The sequence below is a fragment of the Rossellomorea sp. FM04394 genome, from assembly GCF_041889765.1.
Classification (GTDB): Bacteria; Bacillota; Bacilli; order Bacillales; family Bacillaceae_B; genus Rossellomorea; species Rossellomorea aquimaris_B.
Window position 1 is genome coordinate 1,883,921 of the sequence record NZ_CP168654.1, and the last position, 22,004, is coordinate 1,905,924.

Genomic DNA, 22,004 nt, shown 5'->3' on the forward strand with positions numbered 1-22,004 from the left:
GTGAGTTCAATGAACGCTGAATCTGTTATCGCAATAGCGGAGCGTGGAATATATGTAACCCTCATCGTTTCCGGTCCATTACTGTTGTTAGCCCTCGTAGTAGGGTTGATCGTCAGTATTTTTCAAGCAACAACACAAATACAAGAACAAACCCTTGCGTTTATACCAAAGATCGTGGCGGTCTTGATCGGAATTGTTTTCTTTGGACCTTGGATGTTAACGAAGCTTGTGACGTATACTTCACAAATCTTCTCAGATTTAACAAGGTTCGTAGGGTAAGAGAATGGAAGAACTTGTCCCTATTTTATCGGTATACTTACTTGTGTTTGTAAGGGTTTCGGCTTTTTTTGTTACGATGCCCCTGTTTTCATATCGTAATATACCTGCACAGCATCGTATCGCTTTCTCGGTCGTACTCTCATGGGTGATGTATTACACGATTGATTCTGCGGCATTTGAAATCGACGGACAATACTTTTTATTGATCATGAAAGAAGCCATGATCGGTCTTCTGATCGGGTTTGTGGCCTATATGATTGTAACGGCCATCCAGATAGCCGGGGGATTCATAGATTTTCAGATGGGGTTTGCCATTGCCAATGTGATCGATCCTCAAACAGGAACCCAAAGCCCCTTGATGGGTCAATATTTATACACCTTTGCACTTCTTTTGTTGCTTGCCCTGGACGGCCATCATTTACTACTGGACGGAATTTTCTATAGTTATCAATTGATCCCCATCGATAGTCCTTGGATTCCATTTGGGGATGAGAGATTAATTGATTATGTTATTTCGTCCTTTAATTCAATGTTTATCATTGCGTTTCAAATGTCGATTCCGGTAGTTGCAACATTATTTCTGGTAGATGTGGCTTTGGGCATTGTCGCCCGGACGGTACCACAATTGAACGTCTTTGTCGTTGGATTTCCTATTAAGATTGCTGTTGCCTTTATCGTGCTATTCATTGTAATGGGTGTGATGTTTGCAGTCATGCAGCAGCTATTTGAGATGATGTTCGTGACCATGAGAGATTTAATGAAAATAATTGGAGGCACATAAATTGCAGTGGCTATCATTAGACCTACAGTTTTTTAGTGGGGAGAAAACGGAGAAAGCAACTCCGAAAAAAAGGGATGACGCACGAAAAAAAGGACAAACATCAAAGAGCCAGGATGTGAATACAGCAATCATCCTTCTTGCCGTATTTTTATTTCTTACGTTCAGTGCTTCATATATTGGGGATATTGTGTTCGATCTCTTTAATCAAACCTTTCAGGAATACATGCTGATGGAGCTGACAGAGAATACAGTTCAAGTTTTAACCATGGATATTATGAAGGAGATTGCATTGCTTCTCGGTCCGATTATGTTAGTGGCCTTACTTGCCGGATTGTTTTCGAATTATATACAAGTAGGAGTCATGTTTACGACTAAACCGCTTGAGCCGAAGCTTGAAAAGATTGATCCGATTAAAGGGTTTAAGCGCATCTTCTCTTTAAGAGCAATCGTTGAACTATTAAAATCCATTCTGAAAATTTCTTTCGTAGGGGCGATCACGTTCGTCATTCTCTGGAAGAACATTGATCAAGTGTTAAGCTTATCGTTTAAATCAGTGGGTGATTCATTAGCGACGATGGCAAGCCTTACAGTTCAGATGGGAATCGCTGCTTCACTAGCGCTACTATTCTTATCTTTATTCGATTTTCTTTATCAGAAATATGATTTTGAGAAAAATATCCGAATGTCTAAGCAGGATCTCAAAGATGAACATAAAAACATCGAAGGCGATCCTCTAATCAAATCCAAAATTAAGCAGAGACAGCGTGAAATGGCCATGAGACGCATGATGCAGGAGGTTCCCGATGCGGATGTAGTTATTACGAATCCTACTCATTTTGCCATTGCGCTTAAATACGATGAGAAGAAGATGGATGCGCCCTATGTAGTGGCAAAAGGCGTTGACTATTTAGCCCAAAAGATTAAATATATTGCCAATGAAAACGATGTGGTACTGGTGGAAAACCGTCCTTTAGCCAGGTCGCTTTATGACTCAGCTGAAATCGGCGATGCCGTCCCTGAAGAATTTTTCAAGGCCATAGCAGAAATTTTAGCTTATGTTTATCGAATAAAAAATCAAATGTAAGCAGTTAGGGGAGAAACAATGTCAGCAAGAGATTTATCCGTACTAGCCAGTGTCATATTAATCGTTGCCATGCTTATCATCCCATTCCCATCATGGTTACTAAGCTTTTTGATCATCGTTAATATTTCACTCGCACTCCTTGTACTCCTAACCTCAATGAATATGAATGAACCTTTGCAATTTTCGATATTTCCTTCTCTACTATTGCTTTTAACACTTTTTCGATTAGGTCTAAATGTTTCCACAACGAGATCAATCCTTAGTAAGGGTGAAGCAGGGGACGTTGTGGAAACCTTTGGAACATTCGTAGTGGGAGGAAACATACTTGTCGGTCTCGTAGTATTCATCATTCTTATAGTGATTCAATTTATTGTCATAACAAAAGGATCAGAACGTGTGTCAGAGGTTGCAGCAAGGTTTACCCTTGATGCGATGCCTGGTAAGCAGATGAGTATTGATGCCGATTTAAATGCCGGAATGATTTCAGAACATGATGCAAGAGATCGTCGTGAAAAAGTTGGGCGGGAAGCTGATTTCTATGGTGCCATGGACGGTGCATCAAAGTTCGTCAAAGGGGATGCCATAGCGGGAATCGTCATTGTAATGATTAATTTAATTTTCGGGATTATCATCGGAATGACACAAGAAGGCCTGCCTATTGCAGAAGCGGCAACCCGTTATTCATTGCTGACCGTCGGAGATGGAATCGTCAGCCAGATACCGGCACTATTAATTTCAACTGCCACGGGTATTGTGGTAACAAGGGCCGCATCTGATGGCAACCTGGGACAGGATATTATGAATCAGCTTCTAGCGTATCCCGCGATGTTATACGTTGCTGCCTTCACCATTTTCATGTTGGGTATAGCTACTCCTATTAACGACATCGTTACAATCCCTGTCGCCGCTCTATTGGGAATAGGAGCCTACATGCTTTCCAAGTCTACAAATGAGAGCGAGAGAGACGTGATAGATATGGAAGAAGAAGTAGAGCAAGATGAAATGAAAAGTCCGGAGAGTGTCGTGAACCTGCTGAATGTGGATCCGATAGAATTTGAATTCGGCTATGGTCTGATTCCCCTAGCTGATACGAATCAGGGAGGAGATCTCCTTGACCGGATTGTGATGATACGACGTCAATTAGCGATAGAGCTGGGGCTGGTCATACCTGTAGTGAGGATCCGGGACAATATACAACTTCAACCGAATGAATACCGCTTGAAAATTAAAGGCAATGAATTGGCCCGTGGAGAGCTTTTGCTTGATCACTATTTAGCCATGAGTCCAGGTGTGGAGGATGATTCCATTGAGGGAATTGATACAATCGAGCCCTCATTCGGACTACCTGCTAAATGGATATCAGAAGAAATGAAGGAGCAGGCAGAAATATTCGGATATACGGTTGTGGATCCACCATCAGTCGTGTCGACACACATAACTGAAATGATTAAAACAAATGCTCACGAGCTTCTGGGCAGGCAGGAGACGAAACAGCTCATTGATCATTTGCAGGAATCCTACCCTATATTAGTGGAAGAAGTGACTCCGAATCCATTGACAGTGGGTGAAGTACAGAAGGTATTAGCCAAGTTGTTAAAGGAAAACGTGTCAATCAGGAATCTGCCAATTATTTTTGAAACACTTGCTGATTATGCCAAAATGAGTTCAGATACAGATCTTTTAGCTGAGTATGTAAGGCAATCATTGGCTAGACAAATTACCGGTCAATATCTTCAAGGGGACACATCCTTAAAAGTTGTGACCATGTCTGGAAAAGTCGAAAAAATGATTGCAGATGCCATTCAACAAACGGAGCATGGAAATTACTTATCTATGGATCCAAACGACTCTCAAGGAATACTTGAAGCAGTCGCATCTCAAGTGGAACAGCTATCTCTTATGGAAGAGTCACCGATCATTCTGTGTTCTCCCGCAGTGAGAATGTACGTCAGACAATTAACAGAAAGGTATTTCCCGCAGGTGCCTATCATTTCATATAACGAATTAGAAGCAAATGTAGAAGTACAAAGTTTAGGGGTGGTGAATGTCGGATGAAAGTAAAGAAATATGCAGCACCTTCCATGAATGAAGCGATGAAAAAGGTCAGAGCTGAATTAGGGGATGATGCTGTCATCCTAAACTCTAAAGTAGCGTATTCGGGCGGATTTATGGGGTTATTCAAGAAGAAATCGATTGAAGTCATTGCCGCCATCGATCCAGAAATCGAGAGTGAAAAGATGGAAATGAACAGAATGAAAGAGTCAAATGCACAATTCGTTCCTCCTGCTCCATCCGAACAAAAATACGATGCCGATAGATCGGTAGAGTCAGAATTAAAAGAGCTAAAACATATGATCTCTACCATTCAATCAAAAAATCAATTTCAGAAATACCCTGAAGATGTTCAAGAAATCCTGTTTTATCTTAAAGAACATGACGTGAGTGACACAACACTCTTCCAACTGGGTGACTATCTTGAAGAAAGAATCAAGAGAGGTTTCATTCCAGGGGACAATCGGAATGAATGGGCTAAACAGGAAGTCCAACACTTTCTGAATGCATTTCTTAAGGAAATCACTTCAGGAGGTATGAGTTACAAGAAGAAATATATTAACGTGATAGGTCCGACAGGTGTCGGTAAAACAACTACTTTAGCAAAAATGGCGGCTGAAGCAGTCATCGAGAAACGGATGAAAATTGCTTTTATCACGACGGATACGTATCGTATTGCAGCGATCCAGCAATTAAAAACTTATGCCGGTCTGTTGAATGTACCAGTTGAAGTAGTCTATAAAATGGAAGACTTTAGAAAAGCAATCGATAAATTCCGGGACTACGACCATGTGTTCATCGATACTGCTGGCCGGAATTTTAGAGAAAATAAATATGTAGAGGATTTGCGGGGAATTATCGACTTCAAGCATCACATGGAAACGTTCTTGGTCCTTTCCCTTACCAGCAAGGAGCGGGATATGAAGGAAATCATTTCACAATTTTCTTCTATTGACATTGATCGGTTCATTTTCACGAAATTGGATGAAACATCCAGTTATGGCTCTATGATCAACATGATGTCCGAGGTGAAGATCGGTGCAGCCTATGTAACAATCGGTCAGGATGTTCCCGAGGATATCACCGAGATGAATATTGAAGAACTAGGTCATTTATTAATGAAAGGATTTCGCTATGAGAGATCAAGCATATAACCTAAGGAGGAAAATGCTCGTAGGCGACGCTCCTCCTGCAAAAACGATTGCAGTTGTAAGTGGAAAGGGTGGGGTTGGAAAATCGAATATCTCAACTAATCTCTCAATTTTGCTTGGTAAAGAAAATAAGAAAGTATTATTATTTGACCTTGATATCGGTATGGGAAACATTCATATTTTACTGGGAAGTCATCATTCCTATTCAATCATGGATTATATCGAGGAAAAAGAATTGTATATCGACACGATTATCTGTAAAAATGTTCATGGTATTTCTTACATACGCGGTGGGAACGGCCTGAAAAATATAGTGGAGTGGAAAGAGAAACAGATAGAACGCTTCTTTGAAGTGATGGAGTATGCAGTTCATAAGTATGATTATATTCTTTTCGATATGGGGGCAGGTGCTTCGAAAGAGACGGTAGAATTCCTTCTGGCCATGGATGAAATCATTGTAGTCACGACACCTGAACCTACTTCAATCACAGATGCCTACTCGATGATGAAATATATTTACTTGAGAGATCAAGAGAAAAAGTTCTATCTGACATGTAATCGGGCAGAATCCAAGAAGGAAGGTCTTGAAACGATTATCAGATTACAAGAAACGGTGAGGAAATTTCTCCATAAGGAGATTGTTTCTTTAGGGGTCTTACCTGAAGATCCAGCTCTAAGGAAGGCGGTCATTCATCAAATCCCCATTGTCGTTGCGTATCCTGCTTCAGCCATGACCTTAAGTCTCAGAGCAATGTTGCATCAGCTTTCAGGTGGAGTGAATCCACCAGTGAGTAAACAAATAGGCTTTATAAAGAGTATGAGAAATTTATTTTTTGGGAGGTAAAAGTCCTGAATGAAAAAGGTTCTAGTTGTAGATGATTCAGCATTTATGAGAAAACTTATTAGTGACTTTCTGACAGCCTCAAAGCAGCTAGAAGTGATAGGAATAGCAAGGAATGGTGAAGACGCAATCTCGAAAATTAAAAAACTCCGTCCTGACGTCGTAACCCTTGATGTTGAAATGCCAAGGATGAATGGAATAGAAGCCTTAAGGCGAATTATGTGTGAATGTCCGGTACCTGTCGTGATGCTCTCTTCCACAACGATAGAAGGGGCAGAAGAGACTTTTGAAGCCATGGAACTTGGAGCCGTTGATTTTATTGCTAAACCATCAGGCACCATTTCATTGGACCTTCATAAAGTTCAAGATGAAATCGTTGAAAAAGTAGCCGCGGCAAGCAAGGTGAATATGACGAAAATATCCAAAGCTTATGGAAAGAAATCAGAATGTAAAGAATCAACGGGACCTGCTGATGGGGCAAGACTGGCGTTAGCTTCTGTAAGCAAATGGAGCGTGCACTCTCCGAAGATAATCCTTATTGGAACATCAACAGGAGGTCCCCGAGCTTTACAACGGGTGCTGACAGAGTTACCACCTCATCTGGATGCACCAGTTGTAGTGGTGCAGCATATGCCCCCCGGTTTTACCAGATCACTCGCCAATCGGTTAAATGGTCAAGCAGCCATTAAAGTGAAGGAAGCAGAGCAAGAAGAAATCCTCCAAAAAGGAACTGCATATATAGCACCAGGCGGTTTTCATACAAAGGTGGTCGAGTTTGGATCACAATTATCCTTTCAACTTTCAAAGGAAGAATCACCAAAGAATGGTCATAGACCTTCCGTTGACATATTGTTCGAATCCGTAAGCTTGATTCGAAACTATGGGAAAATTGCTGTCATTATGACGGGCATGGGTTCTGATGGCTCAGAGGGATTGATCAAGCTTAAAGAACGAGGCGATGTGAAAGCCATTGCAGAATCAAGAGAGACTTGTACTGTGTTTGGAATGCCGAAATCGGCTATCGCTACAAATTTGGTGGACAGCGTGGAAAACATCGGGGATATTTCTCAATCAATTATGAAGTACATGTTGTAGAGAGGTGTGGAGCACATGGAATTGAGCCAATATTTAGAAGTTTTTATAGAAGAAAGTAAGGAAAATTTACAAACTTGCAATGAGCAATTACTGGAGTTGGAAAGAAATCCTGAAGATTTGGCGATCGTAAATGAAATATTTCGTTCAGCCCATACATTAAAAGGAATGTCAGCAACGATGGGATACGAAGATTTAGCGAACCTTACTCATAAAATGGAAAACGTACTGGATGCCATTCGAAACGAAAAAATAAAAGTGACGCCAGAAATTTTGGATGTTGTGTTTAAATCCGTTGACGACTTAGAAGCAATGGTGTTTTCTATCGCAGAAGGCGGAGATGGGAAACGGGACGTGACAGAAGTAGTTACTCTCCTCCAGGCGATTGAAAAGGGTGAAGTTCTACAATCAGCCAGCAATGAAGCTGCCGCAGCTACCGAAATACATACATTGTCCATGAAGTACGAAGCATTTGAACAAACCGTTATTCAGCAATCCTTCGAGCAGGGATTCTGCTGCTTTGAAATCACCGTTTCCTTGCGGGGGGATTGTCTGTTAAAGGCAGCAAGAGTGTATATGGTTTTCGAAGTGCTGGAAAAACTCGGAGAAGTCATTAAGTCTTTCCCAACTGTAGAACAGCTGGAAGAAGAACAGTTTGATCATTCCTTTGTTGTAGCTGTTGTCTCACAAGAGGATGCAAGTGACATAGAAAAAAGTATACGTAAGGTATCTGAAGTTGAAGAAGTCACTTTAATGGAACTCACCTCCCATCATCTTCATAGTAATGAAAATAATGCATATGAGGAACAGCAGAGGGAAGTGGTTGAAAAAGAACGGGAAGAAATGATGCCTAAAACAACTAATAGTACGGGAAGACAATCGAACCCTTCCAGCAAAACGATCCGTGTGAATATTGAACGCTTAGATGTACTTATGAATCTTTTTGAGGAGCTTGTCATCGATAGGGGCAGACTTGAACAGATCTCTAAAGATTTGAATAACCCTGAATTAAATGAAACGGTTGAAAGAATGACACGGATCTCCGCAGACTTACAAAACATCATTCTCAATATGCGTATGGTTCCTGTAGAGACGGTATTTAACCGTTTTCCACGCATGGTAAGACAACTTGCAAGAGATTTAAATAAGAAAATAGAATTAGAGATCATAGGGGCTGAAACCGAACTTGATCGTACGGTCATTGATGAAATTGGAGACCCTCTCGTCCACTTAATTCGAAACGCTCTGGATCATGGAATCGAAATGCCTGAGGTCCGTTTGAAAAACGGTAAGCCAGAGCAAGGAACAGTGAAGCTGAGATCCTACCATAGTGGAAATCATGTATTTATCGAACTTGAAGATGATGGTGCAGGAATAAATAAACAGCGGGTCCTAGAGAAAGCGATTCAAAAAGGAGTTGTATCAGAAGAAGTTGGGCAAACCTTAACCGATCGACAAATCTATGAACTCATCCTGTCATCAGGCTTTTCTACTGCTGAGCAAATCTCTGATATCTCTGGAAGAGGAGTTGGACTTGATGTCGTTAAAGCAACGATTGAGTCATTGGGCGGTTCAATTGCAATCGACTCGACTGTTGGACAAGGCTCACTGTTTTCTATTCAATTACCACTAACCCTATCGATTATTTCCGTCATGCTTGTTGAAATTGAAGCCGAGAAATACGCAATTCCACTTTCTTCGATTATAGAAACGGCCATTGTCAAGAAAGAAGAGATCATGAATGCACATAATCAAAGAGTGATAGATTTCAGAGGCAAGGTGGTTCCGTTGTTATTCCTGGAGGATGTATTCGATATTCCTAAAGATTCAAAAGATGAAGAGTTTTATTCTGTCGTGGTTGTAAGGAAAGGAGAAAAAATGGCAGGGTTGGTAGTGGATTCATTTATTGGTCAACAGGAAATTGTCCTAAAATCTTTAGGAAATTACCTTAATGATGTATTTGCCATTTCAGGTGCAACAATATTGGGTGATGGGCAGGTAGCTCTGATTGTTGATTGTAATGCGTTGATAAAATAGGAGGTAAGGGAAATGAGTGTAGTGACAGAGACAATGGAAGACCTAAAGCTTATCGTATTTCAATTGGTGGATAAGGAGTATGCCATTCCCGTCAATCAGGTTCGGTCAATTGAGAAGCTGCCATATATTACGAGAGTGCCTGGAACACCTTCCTATGTCATGGGTGTAACCAATTTACGAGGTGTCGTAACTCCTATAATCGATTTAAGAAGCCGATTTGATTTACCTTCTTCAGACTCAACGGAAAGCACCCGTGTGATTATCGTTGGTTTAGAGGATAAAGAAGTAGGATTGATCGTTGATTCAGCAAATGATGTGTTGGATGTAGCGAGAGAAATGATTGAACCGCCCCCGGAAGTTGTCGGAATAGTGGAGGCAGAGTACATTGGTGGAGTAGTCAGGCAAAGCAAACGATTGATGATCCTGCTCCATCTGGACAAAATTCTGCAATCCATTTAAGGGGTCGGATACGAATGGCATATGAAAAGAAAATATCATCAATGCACTTAGACATTTTGAAAGAAATCGGTAATATTGGAGCGGGGCATGCTGCAACTGCCCTCTCCACACTACTGGGTAAGAAGATTGATATGAAGGTGCCCAGTGTGCAGATTGTTACATTCGATGAAATGATGGACATGGCAGGAGGACCGGATAATGTAGTCGTAAGTGTTTTCTTAAGGATTGAAGGGGAAGCACCTGGAAGCATGTTTTTCTTGTTGCCTCTTGAACAAGCTTCTATGTATATTCGGACGATGTTGCAGGACGGGTCGTTTTCCTTTAGTGACCCGCCTTATTCAGAATTAGGATTATCAGCTATGCAAGAGTTAGGTAATATTCTTTCAGGGTCTTATCTGACGTCCCTATCTGACTTTACCAATCTTAAGCTTTTACCTTCAGTCCCAGCTTTATCGGTAGATATGGCTGGTGCCATCATCGGTTTCGGATTACTTGAAATTTCTCAGGTGAGTGATTATGCGATCGTCATTGATACTGCCTTGAAGGAAGAAGAATTCGAGGAATCGGAAAGTGTGAAAGGTCATTTCTTCCTCTTACCCGATCCGGATTCATTTGAGATCATCTTTCAATCGCTTGGTGTGAAGGTATGATCACTTTAAACACCGTGGTAAAGGTGGGAATTGCAGATATGAATATCGTTGGTGAGGGAAGTTCAATCCGAACATCGGGCTTAGGTTCCTGCATTGGAGTGGTAATATACGATGAGATTATTAAATTGGCAGGTATGGTCCACGTTATGCTCCCACATTCTACGATAGGGAAAGAGCCTTCGATCAACTTAGCCAAGTACGCAGACACTGGAATAGATGAACTCATTCGACAACTGGGTGTACGGGGAGCGGATGTTAGGAGACTTAAGTGCAAAATGGCGGGCGGTGCACAAATGTTTCAATTTAAGACAAAAAGTGATGTGATGAGAATCGGTCCGAGGAATGCGGATGCGGTGAAAGAGGCCCTCTTGAAGCATCGAGTGCCGATTATAGCAGAGGACATTGGTGGTAACAAAGGGAGAACCATTGAATTTTTTCCATCGACTGGAATTCTTCATGTTCGCATAGTTAATGAAGGAACTAAGGAATTGTGAGTTTATGTTCAGTTTCAAATAGTTCAGTTGCTCATACTCAAGGTGTTTTTAACTTTACAATAGGTTTCAAGAAAGAAAATAGTAAGCTAGGAGGATACTTATGTCTCAGCAACCCCCTCGAACAGATGAACAACTATATTGGGAGAGATGGATCAAAAGCCGTGATACCCAGGCAGGTGACATGTTAGTGAAGAAGTACATGCCCCTTGTGTCGTATCATGTTCAGAGGATTTCCATTGGGCTGCCAAGAAACGTCTCGAGAGAAGATATAAAGAGTCTTGGGTTGATGGGATTACTGGATGCACTTCAGAAGTTTGATCCAACAAGAGATCTAAAGTTCGATACATATGCTTCCTTCAGAGTCCGGGGAGCCATTTTGGACGGACTAAGAAAAGAAGATTGGCTTCCGCGATCAACAAGGGACCGTGCGAAAAAAATTGAAGCCAAAACTTTGGAACTCGAACAAATTTTATTACGACACGTGACGGCTGAGGAAGTAGCTGCTTCGTTAGAAATCACTCCGGAAGAAGTTTACCAAACGACCAATGAGCACTTCTTTGCCAATGTCCTTTCAATGGATGAACAACTAACCGATGACGATCATGAATCTCAGAGCTATTCTATTAAAGATAATAAAACGATCTCACCTGAGGATGAAGTGTTGAAGGGTGAAAAAGTATCGGAGTTAGAGAAAACGATTCTAACCCTCTCCGATAAAGAACAGCTTGTGTTAAGCTTATTCTACAAAGAAGAATTAACGTTAACGGAAATCGGGGAAGTCATGAAGCTATCAACATCAAGAATTTCACAAATCCATTCCAAGGCCATCTTTAAACTGCGGAACTTATTAGGCTCTTGAAACTCTAATTGACAGGACGATAAATGAGCCCAGACAATAGATATTGATGGTCTGTTTCCGCTGAAATACGGTTTAAGGGAGCAGTCCTTTTACATGCTTGGGAAAAACTAAAATCAAACTGAACTAAGGTGATGACATGGTAACATTCCTGCTTTTTATATCTTTTCTTCTTAATATTGTTTCCTTACTGGCAATCGTCATTTTATACTCCAGGCAAAATCGTTTTCTTAACATGGAAAAAGACCATAAGAAAATGATCAGTGAATTGGAAGTAGTCATTTCTACTTATCTGATGGAAATGAAAGAAGAGAACGAAGAGTTCCTGCGTACTTTTACTAATCATGCTAATAGTCAAACACATATCACTGACAAAACGGTCGAAGAGAATATAAACAGTTCCCCGCTTCAAACCAATCCCAAGTGGACAGGAGCGGGGTATAAGCAAGCTTCAAAGGCCTATCAGCAAAAAACAACACCAAGGGGAACCGACGAAAAAAAGTTGGAAATGAAACCTACAGTAAGAACCAACGAAGATCCCTTTACTCAACAGGTTCTCTCACTAAAGAGAGAAGGATTGACCATCGAAGAAATAGCTCAAACTGTCGGAAAAGGTAAGACTGAAATTGAGCTCCTTCTAAAATTTCGTCAAATTATGTAGGAAGTTCTTGATTGGCGAGTATAGGTATGCTATAGTATTCATGGTGTGATTACACACGTTTCTCGATTGAGGTGGATGGTGCTATTCAAACGAATAGTTTCTACTACAAGATGACGGAAACGGAGGAGAAAACAAAAACCATTTAGGAGGAAACACACATGTCAGTAATTTCTATGAAACAATTGCTAGAAGCTGGTGTACATTTCGGACACCAAACCCGTCGTTGGAACCCAAAAATGAAGAGATACATCTTCACTGAGCGTAACGGAATCTACATCATCGACCTTCAAAAAACAGTTAAAAAGGTTGAAGAAGCTTATAACTTCGTTAAAGAATTAGCTGGTAACGGCGGTAAAGTTCTTTTCGTCGGTACGAAAAAGCAAGCACAAGAGTCTGTTAAAGAAGAAGCAGAACGTGCTGGTATGTACTACATCAACCAACGTTGGTTAGGTGGAACACTTACTAACTTCGAAACAATCCAAAAGCGTATTTCACGTCTTAAAGAAATTGAAAAAATGGAAGAAGACGGAACGTTTGAAGTACTACCTAAGAAAGAAGTAGTACAACTTAAAAAAGAACATGAGCGCTTAGTTAAATTCCTAGGCGGAATCAAAGATATGAACACGCTACCTGATGCATTATTCATCATCGATCCTCGTAAAGAGCGTATTGCAGTAGCTGAAGCTCGTAAACTTCATATCCCTATCGTGGGTATTGTTGATACGAACTGTGATCCGGACGAAATCGATGTTGTTATTCCTGCGAATGACGATGCGATCCGTGCAGTTAAGCTTCTTACAGGTAAAATGGCAGATGCTATTTTAGAAGCTAAGCAAGGTGAAGAAGCAGCTGTAGCAGCTGAGTAATGAATGAAAGGTGATAAGAGGGTTTACCCTTATCACCTTTTTTTAAAGAGTATTCACATTTACTGTACTCAATTATTGAGACAGTACATTTTTGACTCTCACCTACTGGTGACATAGTCTACATAGTTAATCTAAGGAGGAAACCCACTATGGCAATTACTGCACAAATGGTTAAAGAACTTCGTGAAAAAACTGGCGCTGGAATGATGGACTGTAAAAAAGCGTTAACAGAAACTGACGGAGATATGGACAAAGCAATTGACTTTTTACGTGAAAAAGGGATTGCGAAAGCAGCTAAGAAGGCTGACCGTATCGCAGCTGAAGGTACTACTTACATTGCAAGCGAAGGAAACACTGCAATTATTCTTGAAGTAAATGCAGAAACAGATTTCGTTGCTAAAAACGAAAACTTCCAAAACCTTGTAAAAGAATTATCTGACCACCTGCTTGCAAACAAACCAGCTTCTGTTGAAGAAGCACTTGATCAAAAAATGACAAATGGTTCAACTGTAAGTGAATTCATCAATGCCGCTATCGCTAAAATCGGAGAAAAAATCACTCTTCGTCGTTTTGAAATCCGTACGAAAGCTGATAACGCTGCGTTCGGTGAATATCTGCACATGGGTGGCCGTATTGCTGTTCTTACAGTTGTTGAAGGTACAACTGATGCAAATGTAGCGAAAGATGTTGCGATGCATGCTGCAGCATTGAATCCTAAATATGTATCCCGCGACCAGGTTTCTGCTGAAGAAGTAGAGCGTGAGCGTGAAGTACTAAAGCAACAGGCATTAAATGAAGGAAAACCTGAAAACATCGTTGAAAAAATGGTTGAAGGTCGCCTTGGAAAATATTTCGAGGATATCTGTATCTTAGATCAAACATTCGTAAAGAATCCAGATCAAAAAGTACGTCAATACCTTGCAGCAAATAACGCTACTTTAACTGACTTCACCCGTTACGAAGTAGGAGAAGGTCTTGAGAAGCGTCAAGAAAACTTCGCAGAAGAAGTAATGAACCAAGTAAACAAATAAGAGCAGCTAAAGTTAAACATCTATAAGTAGGGAACACCTAGCGTGTTCCCTATTTTTCAAGAAAAATTCTATTTTATGGAGGTTCCCATGAGCGTTCCAAAATACAAACGTGTCGTTCTGAAACTTAGTGGAGAAGCATTAGCAGGTGATGATGGCTTCGGAATCAATCCTTCTGTCATTAAAAATGTTGCAGAAGAAGTAAAAGAAATTGCTGAACTTGATGTTGAAGTGGCAGTTGTGGTTGGCGGAGGTAATATCTGGCGTGGTAAGATAGGTAGTGAAATGGGCATGGACCGTGCATCTGCAGATTATATGGGGATGCTTGCTACCGTTATGAACTCTTTGGCTCTTCAAGACAGCCTTGAACAGCTGGGTATTGAAACAAGAGTTCAAACATCGATTGACATGCGTCAGGTAGCAGAGCCTTATATTAGACGTAGAGCGATCCGTCACTTAGAGAAGAAACGTGTTGTGATTTTTGCAGCAGGTACCGGAAATCCTTACTTCTCTACAGATACAACTGCCGCACTTAGAGCAGCTGAAATTGAAGCAGAAGTGATCCTTATGGCTAAGAACAACGTAGATGGGGTATATTCAGCAGATCCTAAGAAGGACGAAACGGCTGTTAAATATGAAGAACTTTCCTATTTAGATGTTCTGAAAGAAGGTTTAGCTGTAATGGATTCAACAGCTTCTTCCCTTTGTATGGACAATGATATTCCACTTATTGTATTCTCTATTATGGAGGATGGGAATATTAAGAGGGCCATCACTGGTGAGAATATAGGTACAATCGTTAGGGGGAAATCATAATGCCAAATACGATCATTGCAAATGCGAAAGAAAGAATGACAAAAGCTATTCAAACATTTTCTCGTGAGTTAGCAAGTATCCGAGCTGGTAGGGCTAACGCATCACTACTTGATAAGATCACAGTTGATTACTATGGTGCACCGACACCTGTAAATCAATTAGCGGGTATTTCCATTCCAGAGGCCCGTATGCTTGTGATCCAGCCTTATGACAAATCTGCTTTAGGTGATATTGAGAAAGCGATTTTGAAATCAGACCTGGGAATTACACCTACGAGCGATGGGAATATTATACGAATCGTTGTTCCTGCCTTAACGGAAGAGCGTCGTAAAGAGCTTGTGAAGCTTGTGAAAAAAGAAGCTGAAGATGCAAAAGTGGCGATCCGTAACATCCGTCGTGATGCAAATGACGATCTTAAGAAGAAAGAGAAGAGCGGAGACATAACAGAAGATGATCTTCGTGGATACTCTGATGACGTTCAAAAAGCAACAGACGAGAGCATTGTCAAGATCGATAGCATTGCAAAAGATAAAGAACAAGAAATGTTAGAAGTTTAATGATCATATTCTAATCCTAAGGGGCTGTCCTATAAGTGAACTCATATTCCTTATGGGACAGTCCCTTTGTTTATGCTTGTTTAGAGTATGCGTGTTGATAGCAAGCTTCCCATGTTCTCTGATAGAACGTTTTTATGAGTTGTGACAGGGCGGAACAACGGTGTATAAAACGTTCAAGAAACCTATATGAATATACATAATCTATTTTCTTGAAGATATCTTCCTTATTTTTTGATATGATAGTAAGGGTAAATATTTTTTGGATTGTTGGTGGAGGATTTTTTATGCTAAACAAGCTTAAGCAATGGAAACGACAGCAAACTTCCGAGGAAGTGGATGATCGATTTCAAGAATTAGTAAAACACCCTATTCCGGGTCATATAGCAATTATTATGGATGGCAATGGACGCTGGGCTAAAAAAAGGGCCTTGCCCAGAGTGGCTGGACACCATGAAGGTATGAAATGTGTGCGGAGAATCACTAAATTGGCAAACGAATTGGGTGTAGAGGCCTTAACACTCTATGCTTTTTCAACCGAGAACTGGAAACGCCCAAAAATGGAAGTTGAGTTCCTGATGAAGTTGCCAGAGGAATTTCTAGGAACTTTCCTGCCCGAATTAGTAGAAGAAAATGTTCAAGTTAAAATGATGGGTTCTCCTGATGCCCTGCCGAACCACACGAAGAAAGCTGTCACTAAGGCGATGGAAGCTACGAAGCTTAATGATGGTTTGATATTAAACTTTGCTTTAAATTATGGCAGCCGCTCAGAAATTATAGATTCCATGAAACATGTCTTAAAAGATGTTCAGAATGGAATACTAGATGAGAACCAATTGAATGAAGAAGTGTTTTCGAGTTACTTGATGACGAAAGATTTAAAAGATCCAGACCTGCTTATTCGAACGAGTGGAGAAATCCGCTTAAGTAACTTTATGCTTTGGCAATTAGCTTATACAGAGTTCTTTTTTACAGACGTACTGTGGCCGGATTTTGGTAAAGAACATTTAATAGAAGCAATTGAAGCATATCAAGGTCGTTCAAGAAGATTTGGTGGGTTACAAAGCGAGGAATCCTAATGAAACAAAGAATTATTACAGCAGTGGTAGCTGCAGCAATATTTTTACCGATCATCATTTTTGGTGAAACACCATTTATTATTTTAATGTATCTTATTGCTTCTATCAGTTTATATGAAGCATTAAAGATGAGGGGACAATGGATCTTTACCATTCCCGGTTTATTATCTCTTGCCCTTTTATGGGTCTTCTTGATTCCAACCGATGCCATTGGGATCATAGCTGACTTTGGCTATTCCAAAATTGAAATGGCTTTTCTTGCTGTGCTTCTCTTTTTAACATATACAGTGGCAACCAAGAACCGCTACACATTCGATGATGTGGCATTCGCTCTATTAAGCATTTTATATGTAGGGATAGGTTTCTATTATTTCATGGAGATCCGTTTGGATGAAGGAGTACAGTTTGTTTTCTATGCTTTATTTATTATATGGGCGACAGACTCAGGTGCTTATTTCATAGGAAGAGCGATGGGGAAAAAGAAGCTCTGGCCTGAAATCAGTCCGAATAAAACCATTGAAGGTTTTGTCGGCGGGATCATGTGTGCCATCGTAGTCGGTGTCATCATGACATTCTTCACAGATCTTGATATGTCCATTCCTAAACTCATTATCGTGACCGGGATTCTTTCTGTGTTTGGACAAGTGGGAGACTTAGTCGAATCCGCACTGAAAAGACATTACAAAGTAAAAGATTCAGGTCACTTATTACCTGGCCATGGTGGAATGCTTGATCGTTTTGATAGTTTATTATTTGTGTTACCCCTTCTTCACTTTCTTTTATAGTAAAGGTAGAAGGCTTCTAGCGGGAGGAGTGTAGTTGTTGAAAAAGATCAGCTTAATGGGAGCTACGGGTTCTATTGGAACACAAACCCTTGATGTAATTCGAGAGCATCCTGAAGAATTCAAACTGACAGCTATGTCTGTTGGCAGAAATATAGAAGAAGCAAGAAAAATGATTGAAGAATTCAATCCTCAGTTGGTTTCTGTTCAGAATAAAGAAGATGCGGAATTATTAACGAAAGAATTATCTACATCCATCAAGGTACTGTATGGGGAAGAAGGTCTTGTGGAGGTGGCTTGTCACCAGGAAGCTGACATACTCGTTAATGCAGTCCTGGGAAGTGTGGGGCTCTATCCTACACTGCAAGCCATTGAGGCAGGGAAAATGATAGCAATCGCCAATAAGGAAACTCTTGTAACAGCTGGACACCTGGTGATGGAAGCGGCCAAGAAAAAGGGCACCACTCTATTGCCTGTTGATAGTGAGCATTCTGCTATCTTCCAAGCTCTTCAAGGAGAACAAGAGAAGAACATTGAAAAATTGATCATTACTGCTTCCGGGGGCAGCTTTAGAGACCGTGCGAGAGAAGAATTAGTTGGTGTCACGGTAAAAGAAGCCCTGAATCATCCGAACTGGTCGATGGGAGCGAAGATCACCATCGACTCTGCTTCTATGATGAACAAGGGATTAGAGGTGATTGAGGCTCATTGGTTATTTGATATTCCTTATGATCGTATCGAGGTTGTGCAGCATAGGGAAAGCATTATCCATTCCATGATTCAATTTCATGATTCATCTGTTATGGCTCAACTGGGCACGCCTGATATGCGTGTGCCGATCCAATATGCTTTAACATATCCAGACAGGCTTCAAAGGCCAGGTAAGAGGTTGGATTTAGTGGAAATGGGTAAGCTTCATTTTGAGAAGATGGATTTACAGCGATTCCGTTGTTTGGCATTTGCATATGAAGCAGGTCGAATTGGCGGTAGTATGACAACGGTTTTAAATGCTGCCAATGAAGCGGCTGTTGCCTTGTTCCTGGATAATAAAATATCTTTCCTCGATATTGAAATGTACATTGAAAAGGCTATGAATACCCATCAAGTGATACATAGACCTGACCTTGAAACCATACATGAGATTGACCGGCAGACCCGCCAACTCGTTTCAAGTTGGTTGTAGAGTACTTGGGCATGTTTACATGATCTGTAACGTAGTATGATAGTGGACGTGTTTGCCTGGACTTTAAACATTTAGATCTGTTACCGACAGGTTATAAAAAAGGTGGTTTTTTATTTGCAAACGGTGATTGCCTTTGTTGTTATTTTTGGAGCTTTAGTTTTCTTTCATGAGCTAGGACATTTGATTTTTGCTAAGCGTGCAGGCATCCTATGCCGTGAATTCGCCATTGGGTTTGGTCCTAAAGTTTTTTCTTACAAAAAGGATGAAACAACCTACACGATTCGATTATTGCCTCTTGGGGGCTTTGTACGTATGGCCGGGGAAGACCCAGAAATGGTCGAGCTTAAGGCTGGACATCGGGTTGGTCTTGTACTTGATCAGGATGAGAAGATAAGAAAAATTGTCTTAAATAACAAAGATCGGTATCCGAACATTCGTGTCATTGAAGTAGAAGAAGCAGATTTAGAGCATAGGCTACATATTCGTGGATACGAAGAAGATGAGGAGGAACTGAAAACCTTCTCGATCTCAAGGGAAGCCGTGTTCATTGAAGATGGAGTGGAAACACAAATTGCGCCTTGGGATCGTCAATTTGCGTCTAAATCCCTGCCACAACGAGCCATGGCCATTTTTGCAGGTCCGCTTTTTAACTTTATCCTGGCCTTCTTCATTTTCATCCTTGTGGGCCTATTGCAAGGGGTTCCGACAAATGATCCTGTTCTTGGCGAATTGACAAAAGACGGGGCAGCTAAAGAAGCCGGTCTTCAGGAAAATGACATTGTTTTAAGTATAGACGGTAAAGAGATTTCAACATGGGAAGATATTGTTACAATCATACAGAAACACCCTGGGGATGAGCTGAGATTTAATGTTGATCGGAATGGCTCAAACACTGAGATTCCTGTCACGCCAAAGCCTCAAGAAATTGAAGGGGAAGAAATAGGTATCATTGGGGTTCATAGTCCTGTTGAAAAGTCCCCCCTCAAAGTGGTGACCAATAGTGCACAACAAACCTATGAATGGACCAAAATGATTTTTGTTCTGCTAGGAAAGCTTGTATCCGGTGAGTTCTCTATCGATGCGTTATCAGGACCGGTCGGAATCTATCAGTCAACAGATGTTGTTGCTAAATCAGGTATATACTACTTGATGAGATGGGCGGCCATCTTAAGTATCAACCTGGGAATTATGAATCTTCTGCCAATCCCTGCCCTTGACGGAGGCAGACTCCTTTTCTTCGCAGTTGAAGCGGTAAGAGGAAAACCGGTGGACCGGCAAATGGAAGGAATGGTCCATTTTGTCGGGTTTGCTCTCCTCATGGTTCTGATGCTCGTTGTAACATGGAATGACATTCAAAGATTCTTCTTATAAAATATAATGTGTGAATCGTGAACAGGCAGTTTCTCCCTCAAGAATGAAAAAAATGAGGGTGTTACTGCCTGTTAATTTAAGATAAAATAGTGAGAAGGAAATTCCCACACTACATAAAGGGTAACTGAGGTGCTAATAGATGAAGCAACGAAAAACATTCATCCCTACACTTAGAGAAACACCAGCTGATGCAGAAATCAAGAGCCATCAGCTTCTCTTGCGTGCAGGATTCATAAGACAAAATGCTAGTGGTATTTATAGCTTCTTGCCACTAGGAAATAAAGTGTTAAAGAAAGTAGAAGAAATTATTCGTGAAGAACTGGATAGAGCAGGGGCTGTCGAAATGCTTATGCCTGCTCTTCAACCTTCTGAGCTGTGGAAAGAATCAGGACGTTGGGGAACGTATGGCCCGGAATTAATGCGATTGAATGATCGCCATGACCGTGAATTTGCCCTTGGAGCAACACATGAGGAAGTAATTACAAGTTTAGTAAGGGACGAAATCAAATCATACAAGCGTCTGCCCCTTACGATGTATCAAATTCAGACAAAATTCCGTGATGAAAAGCGTCCACGTTTTGGACTTCTTAGAGGAAGAGAGTTCATTATGAAGGATGCCTATTCATTTCATTCTTCTTTTGAAAGTTTGGACGAGACATACGATGCTTTATTTCAAGCATATTCAAATATATTCAGCAGATGCGGGCTTAATTTCAGAGCAGTCATCGCCGACTCTGGAGCCATGGGTGGTAAGGATACACATGAATTCATGGTATTATCTGAAGTCGGAGAAGATACGATTGCTTACTCCGATACATCCGAATATGCAGCCAATATAGAAATGGCTGAAGTGGTTGATTCCTACACGCAGTCGGATGAAGATATACTTGATCTGGAAAAGGTTTCAACACCAGAGAGTAAATCGATTGAAGAAGTATCCTCTTTCCTATCGATCGATAAAGCTCAGTGTATTAAGTCCCTGCTATTTAAAGTAGATGATGATTACGTACTGGTATTATCCCGTGGTGATCACGAAATTAACGATATCAAAGTGAAGAACCTTCTAAATGCAAATGTAGTCGAATTGGCATCAGCAGAAGAAACGAAGGCGCTCATAGGATGCGAAATCGGATCGATTGGTCCTTGCTCATTAGATAAAGAAGTGAAAATTGTAGCCGATCACGCAGTTAAATACATCCGGAACGGTGTAGCCGGGGCAAACGTAGGAGGATACCATTTCACAAACGTGAACCCTGGACGTGATTTTGAGGTTTCTCGATATGCTGATCTTCGTTTTATTCAAGAAGGTGACCCTTCACCAGACGGAAATGGTACGATTGTTTTCGCAAAAGGAATTGAAGTGGGACATGTATTCAAATTGGGGACAAGATATTCTGACGCTTTAGGAAGTTCATTCTTAGATGAAAATGGTCGATCTCAATCAATCATCATGGGCTGTTATGGCATTGGTGTATCACGTACCCTCGCAGCGGTTGCAGAGCAATTTAATGATGATAATGGTTTGGTTTGGCCAACGAACCTTTCACCATTTGACCTTCACTTAATTCCAATTAATATGAAGGATGAAGCACAGGCAAATCTTGCAAACGAATTATATGACTCATTAAAAGATAATCGGTATGATGTATTAATGGATGACCGGGCTGAGCGTCCAGGTGTTAAATTCGCCGACTCAGATCTGATTGGACTTCCTATCCGCATAACAGTCGGAAAGAAAGCAGGGGAAGGCATCGTTGAAGTAAAAGTAAGGAAATCAGGAGATATGCTGGAAGTGCACAAAGACGAGCTTCTACCAAAACTCCAAGAACTATTCAAGACTCTTTCTTAAACATAAAAGGGCTCGACTTTGAAGGAGGCAATCCTTAGC

At 40.9% G+C, this 22,004-nt stretch carries 22 protein-coding genes; all 22 read left to right on the top strand.

Annotation, left to right across the window (positions count from 1 at the left end):
- Positions 1-9: 9 nt before the first annotated feature.
- The 22 genes from fliQ (at position 10) to ACCB35_RS09570 (ending at position 21,965) form a co-directional block, all read left to right on the top strand.
- Entirely contained in the window at positions 10-279 is a 270-nt protein-coding gene (fliQ, locus tag ACCB35_RS09465) for a flagellar biosynthesis protein FliQ (protein WP_044337389.1), read from the top strand.
- A 4-nt stretch (positions 280-283) separates the two neighbouring features.
- Positions 284-1,060 carry a flagellar biosynthetic protein FliR gene (fliR, locus tag ACCB35_RS09470; RefSeq protein WP_374056656.1) on the top strand — a complete coding sequence of 259 codons (777 nt, stop codon included), beginning with the start codon at positions 284-286 and terminating at the stop codon, positions 1,058-1,060.
- Position 1,061: 1 nt separating this feature from the next.
- Positions 1,062-2,144 carry a flagellar biosynthesis protein FlhB gene (flhB, locus tag ACCB35_RS09475; protein ID WP_374056657.1) on the top strand — a complete coding sequence of 361 codons (1,083 nt, stop codon included), beginning with the start codon at positions 1,062-1,064 and terminating at the stop codon, positions 2,142-2,144.
- A gap of 18 nt (positions 2,145-2,162) precedes the next feature.
- Positions 2,163-4,199 carry a flagellar biosynthesis protein FlhA gene (gene flhA, locus ACCB35_RS09480; RefSeq protein ID WP_374056658.1) on the top strand — a complete coding sequence of 679 codons (2,037 nt, stop codon included), beginning with the start codon at positions 2,163-2,165 and terminating at the stop codon, positions 4,197-4,199.
- Positions 4,196-5,350, top strand: a complete 1,155-nt coding sequence (gene flhF, locus ACCB35_RS09485) for a flagellar biosynthesis protein FlhF (RefSeq protein WP_374056659.1) — start codon at positions 4,196-4,198, stop codon at positions 5,348-5,350. The genes flhA and flhF overlap by 4 nt, the downstream gene beginning before the upstream one ends.
- Entirely contained in the window at positions 5,331-6,191 is an 861-nt protein-coding gene (locus ACCB35_RS09490) for a MinD/ParA family protein (protein ID WP_374056660.1), read from the top strand. Before flhF ends, ACCB35_RS09490 begins: the two co-directional genes overlap by 20 nt.
- A gap of 9 nt (positions 6,192-6,200) precedes the next feature.
- On the top strand, positions 6,201-7,283 hold the full coding sequence (locus ACCB35_RS09495) for a chemotaxis response regulator protein-glutamate methylesterase (RefSeq protein WP_374056661.1): 1,083 nt from the start codon (positions 6,201-6,203) through the stop codon (positions 7,281-7,283).
- Between the two features lie 15 nt (positions 7,284-7,298).
- Positions 7,299-9,317, top strand: coding sequence for a chemotaxis protein CheW (locus tag ACCB35_RS09500; RefSeq protein ID WP_374056662.1), 2,019 nt, complete (start codon positions 7,299-7,301; stop codon positions 9,315-9,317).
- A gap of 33 nt (positions 9,318-9,350) precedes the next feature.
- Positions 9,351-9,776 (top strand): chemotaxis protein CheW, encoded by a 426-nt coding sequence (locus ACCB35_RS09505; protein WP_374056985.1) that lies wholly within the window; start codon positions 9,351-9,353, stop codon positions 9,774-9,776.
- 14 nt (positions 9,777-9,790) lie between these two features.
- A complete protein-coding gene (locus ACCB35_RS09510) occupies positions 9,791-10,426 on the top strand; it encodes a chemotaxis protein CheC (protein ID WP_374056663.1) in 636 nt (211 codons plus the stop codon).
- Entirely contained in the window at positions 10,423-10,920 is a 498-nt protein-coding gene (locus tag ACCB35_RS09515; RefSeq protein ID WP_374056664.1) for a chemotaxis protein CheD, read from the top strand. Before ACCB35_RS09510 ends, ACCB35_RS09515 begins: the two co-directional genes overlap by 4 nt.
- Before the next feature lie 100 nt (positions 10,921-11,020).
- Positions 11,021-11,779: a FliA/WhiG family RNA polymerase sigma factor gene (locus ACCB35_RS09520; protein ID WP_374056665.1), complete on the top strand. Its 759-nt coding sequence runs from the start codon at positions 11,021-11,023 to the stop codon at positions 11,777-11,779.
- A gap of 232 nt (positions 11,780-12,011) precedes the next feature.
- A complete protein-coding gene (locus ACCB35_RS09525; protein WP_374056666.1) occupies positions 12,012-12,437 on the top strand; it encodes a DUF6115 domain-containing protein in 426 nt (141 codons plus the stop codon).
- A gap of 158 nt (positions 12,438-12,595) precedes the next feature.
- On the top strand, positions 12,596-13,303 hold the full coding sequence (gene rpsB / locus ACCB35_RS09530) for a 30S ribosomal protein S2 (protein WP_044337376.1): 708 nt from the start codon (positions 12,596-12,598) through the stop codon (positions 13,301-13,303).
- 149 nt (positions 13,304-13,452) lie between these two features.
- The gene (tsf, locus tag ACCB35_RS09535) at positions 13,453-14,334 is read left to right on the top strand and encodes a translation elongation factor Ts (RefSeq protein ID WP_044337375.1); all 882 of its coding nucleotides are present in this window, start codon (positions 13,453-13,455) and stop codon (positions 14,332-14,334) included.
- 87 nt (positions 14,335-14,421) lie between these two features.
- Complete coding sequence (gene pyrH, locus ACCB35_RS09540; RefSeq protein ID WP_044337374.1) at positions 14,422-15,147, top strand: UMP kinase; 726 nt, start codon at positions 14,422-14,424, stop codon at positions 15,145-15,147.
- Positions 15,147-15,704 carry a ribosome recycling factor gene (gene frr, locus ACCB35_RS09545; RefSeq protein ID WP_044337373.1) on the top strand — a complete coding sequence of 186 codons (558 nt, stop codon included), beginning with the start codon at positions 15,147-15,149 and terminating at the stop codon, positions 15,702-15,704. The genes pyrH and frr overlap by 1 nt, the downstream gene beginning before the upstream one ends.
- A gap of 284 nt (positions 15,705-15,988) precedes the next feature.
- Positions 15,989-16,780, top strand: a complete 792-nt coding sequence (locus tag ACCB35_RS09550) for an isoprenyl transferase (protein WP_374056667.1) — start codon at positions 15,989-15,991, stop codon at positions 16,778-16,780.
- Positions 16,780-17,565: a phosphatidate cytidylyltransferase gene (locus ACCB35_RS09555; RefSeq protein ID WP_374056668.1), complete on the top strand. Its 786-nt coding sequence runs from the start codon at positions 16,780-16,782 to the stop codon at positions 17,563-17,565. Before ACCB35_RS09550 ends, ACCB35_RS09555 begins: the two co-directional genes overlap by 1 nt.
- Before the next feature lie 37 nt (positions 17,566-17,602).
- Positions 17,603-18,745: a 1-deoxy-D-xylulose-5-phosphate reductoisomerase gene (locus ACCB35_RS09560; protein ID WP_044338003.1), complete on the top strand. Its 1,143-nt coding sequence runs from the start codon at positions 17,603-17,605 to the stop codon at positions 18,743-18,745.
- Positions 18,746-18,859: 114 nt separating this feature from the next.
- Positions 18,860-20,116 carry an RIP metalloprotease RseP gene (gene rseP / locus ACCB35_RS09565; protein WP_374056669.1) on the top strand — a complete coding sequence of 419 codons (1,257 nt, stop codon included), beginning with the start codon at positions 18,860-18,862 and terminating at the stop codon, positions 20,114-20,116.
- A gap of 139 nt (positions 20,117-20,255) precedes the next feature.
- On the top strand, positions 20,256-21,965 hold the full coding sequence (locus ACCB35_RS09570; RefSeq protein ID WP_374056670.1) for a proline--tRNA ligase: 1,710 nt from the start codon (positions 20,256-20,258) through the stop codon (positions 21,963-21,965).
- Positions 21,966-22,004 lie beyond the last annotated feature (39 nt).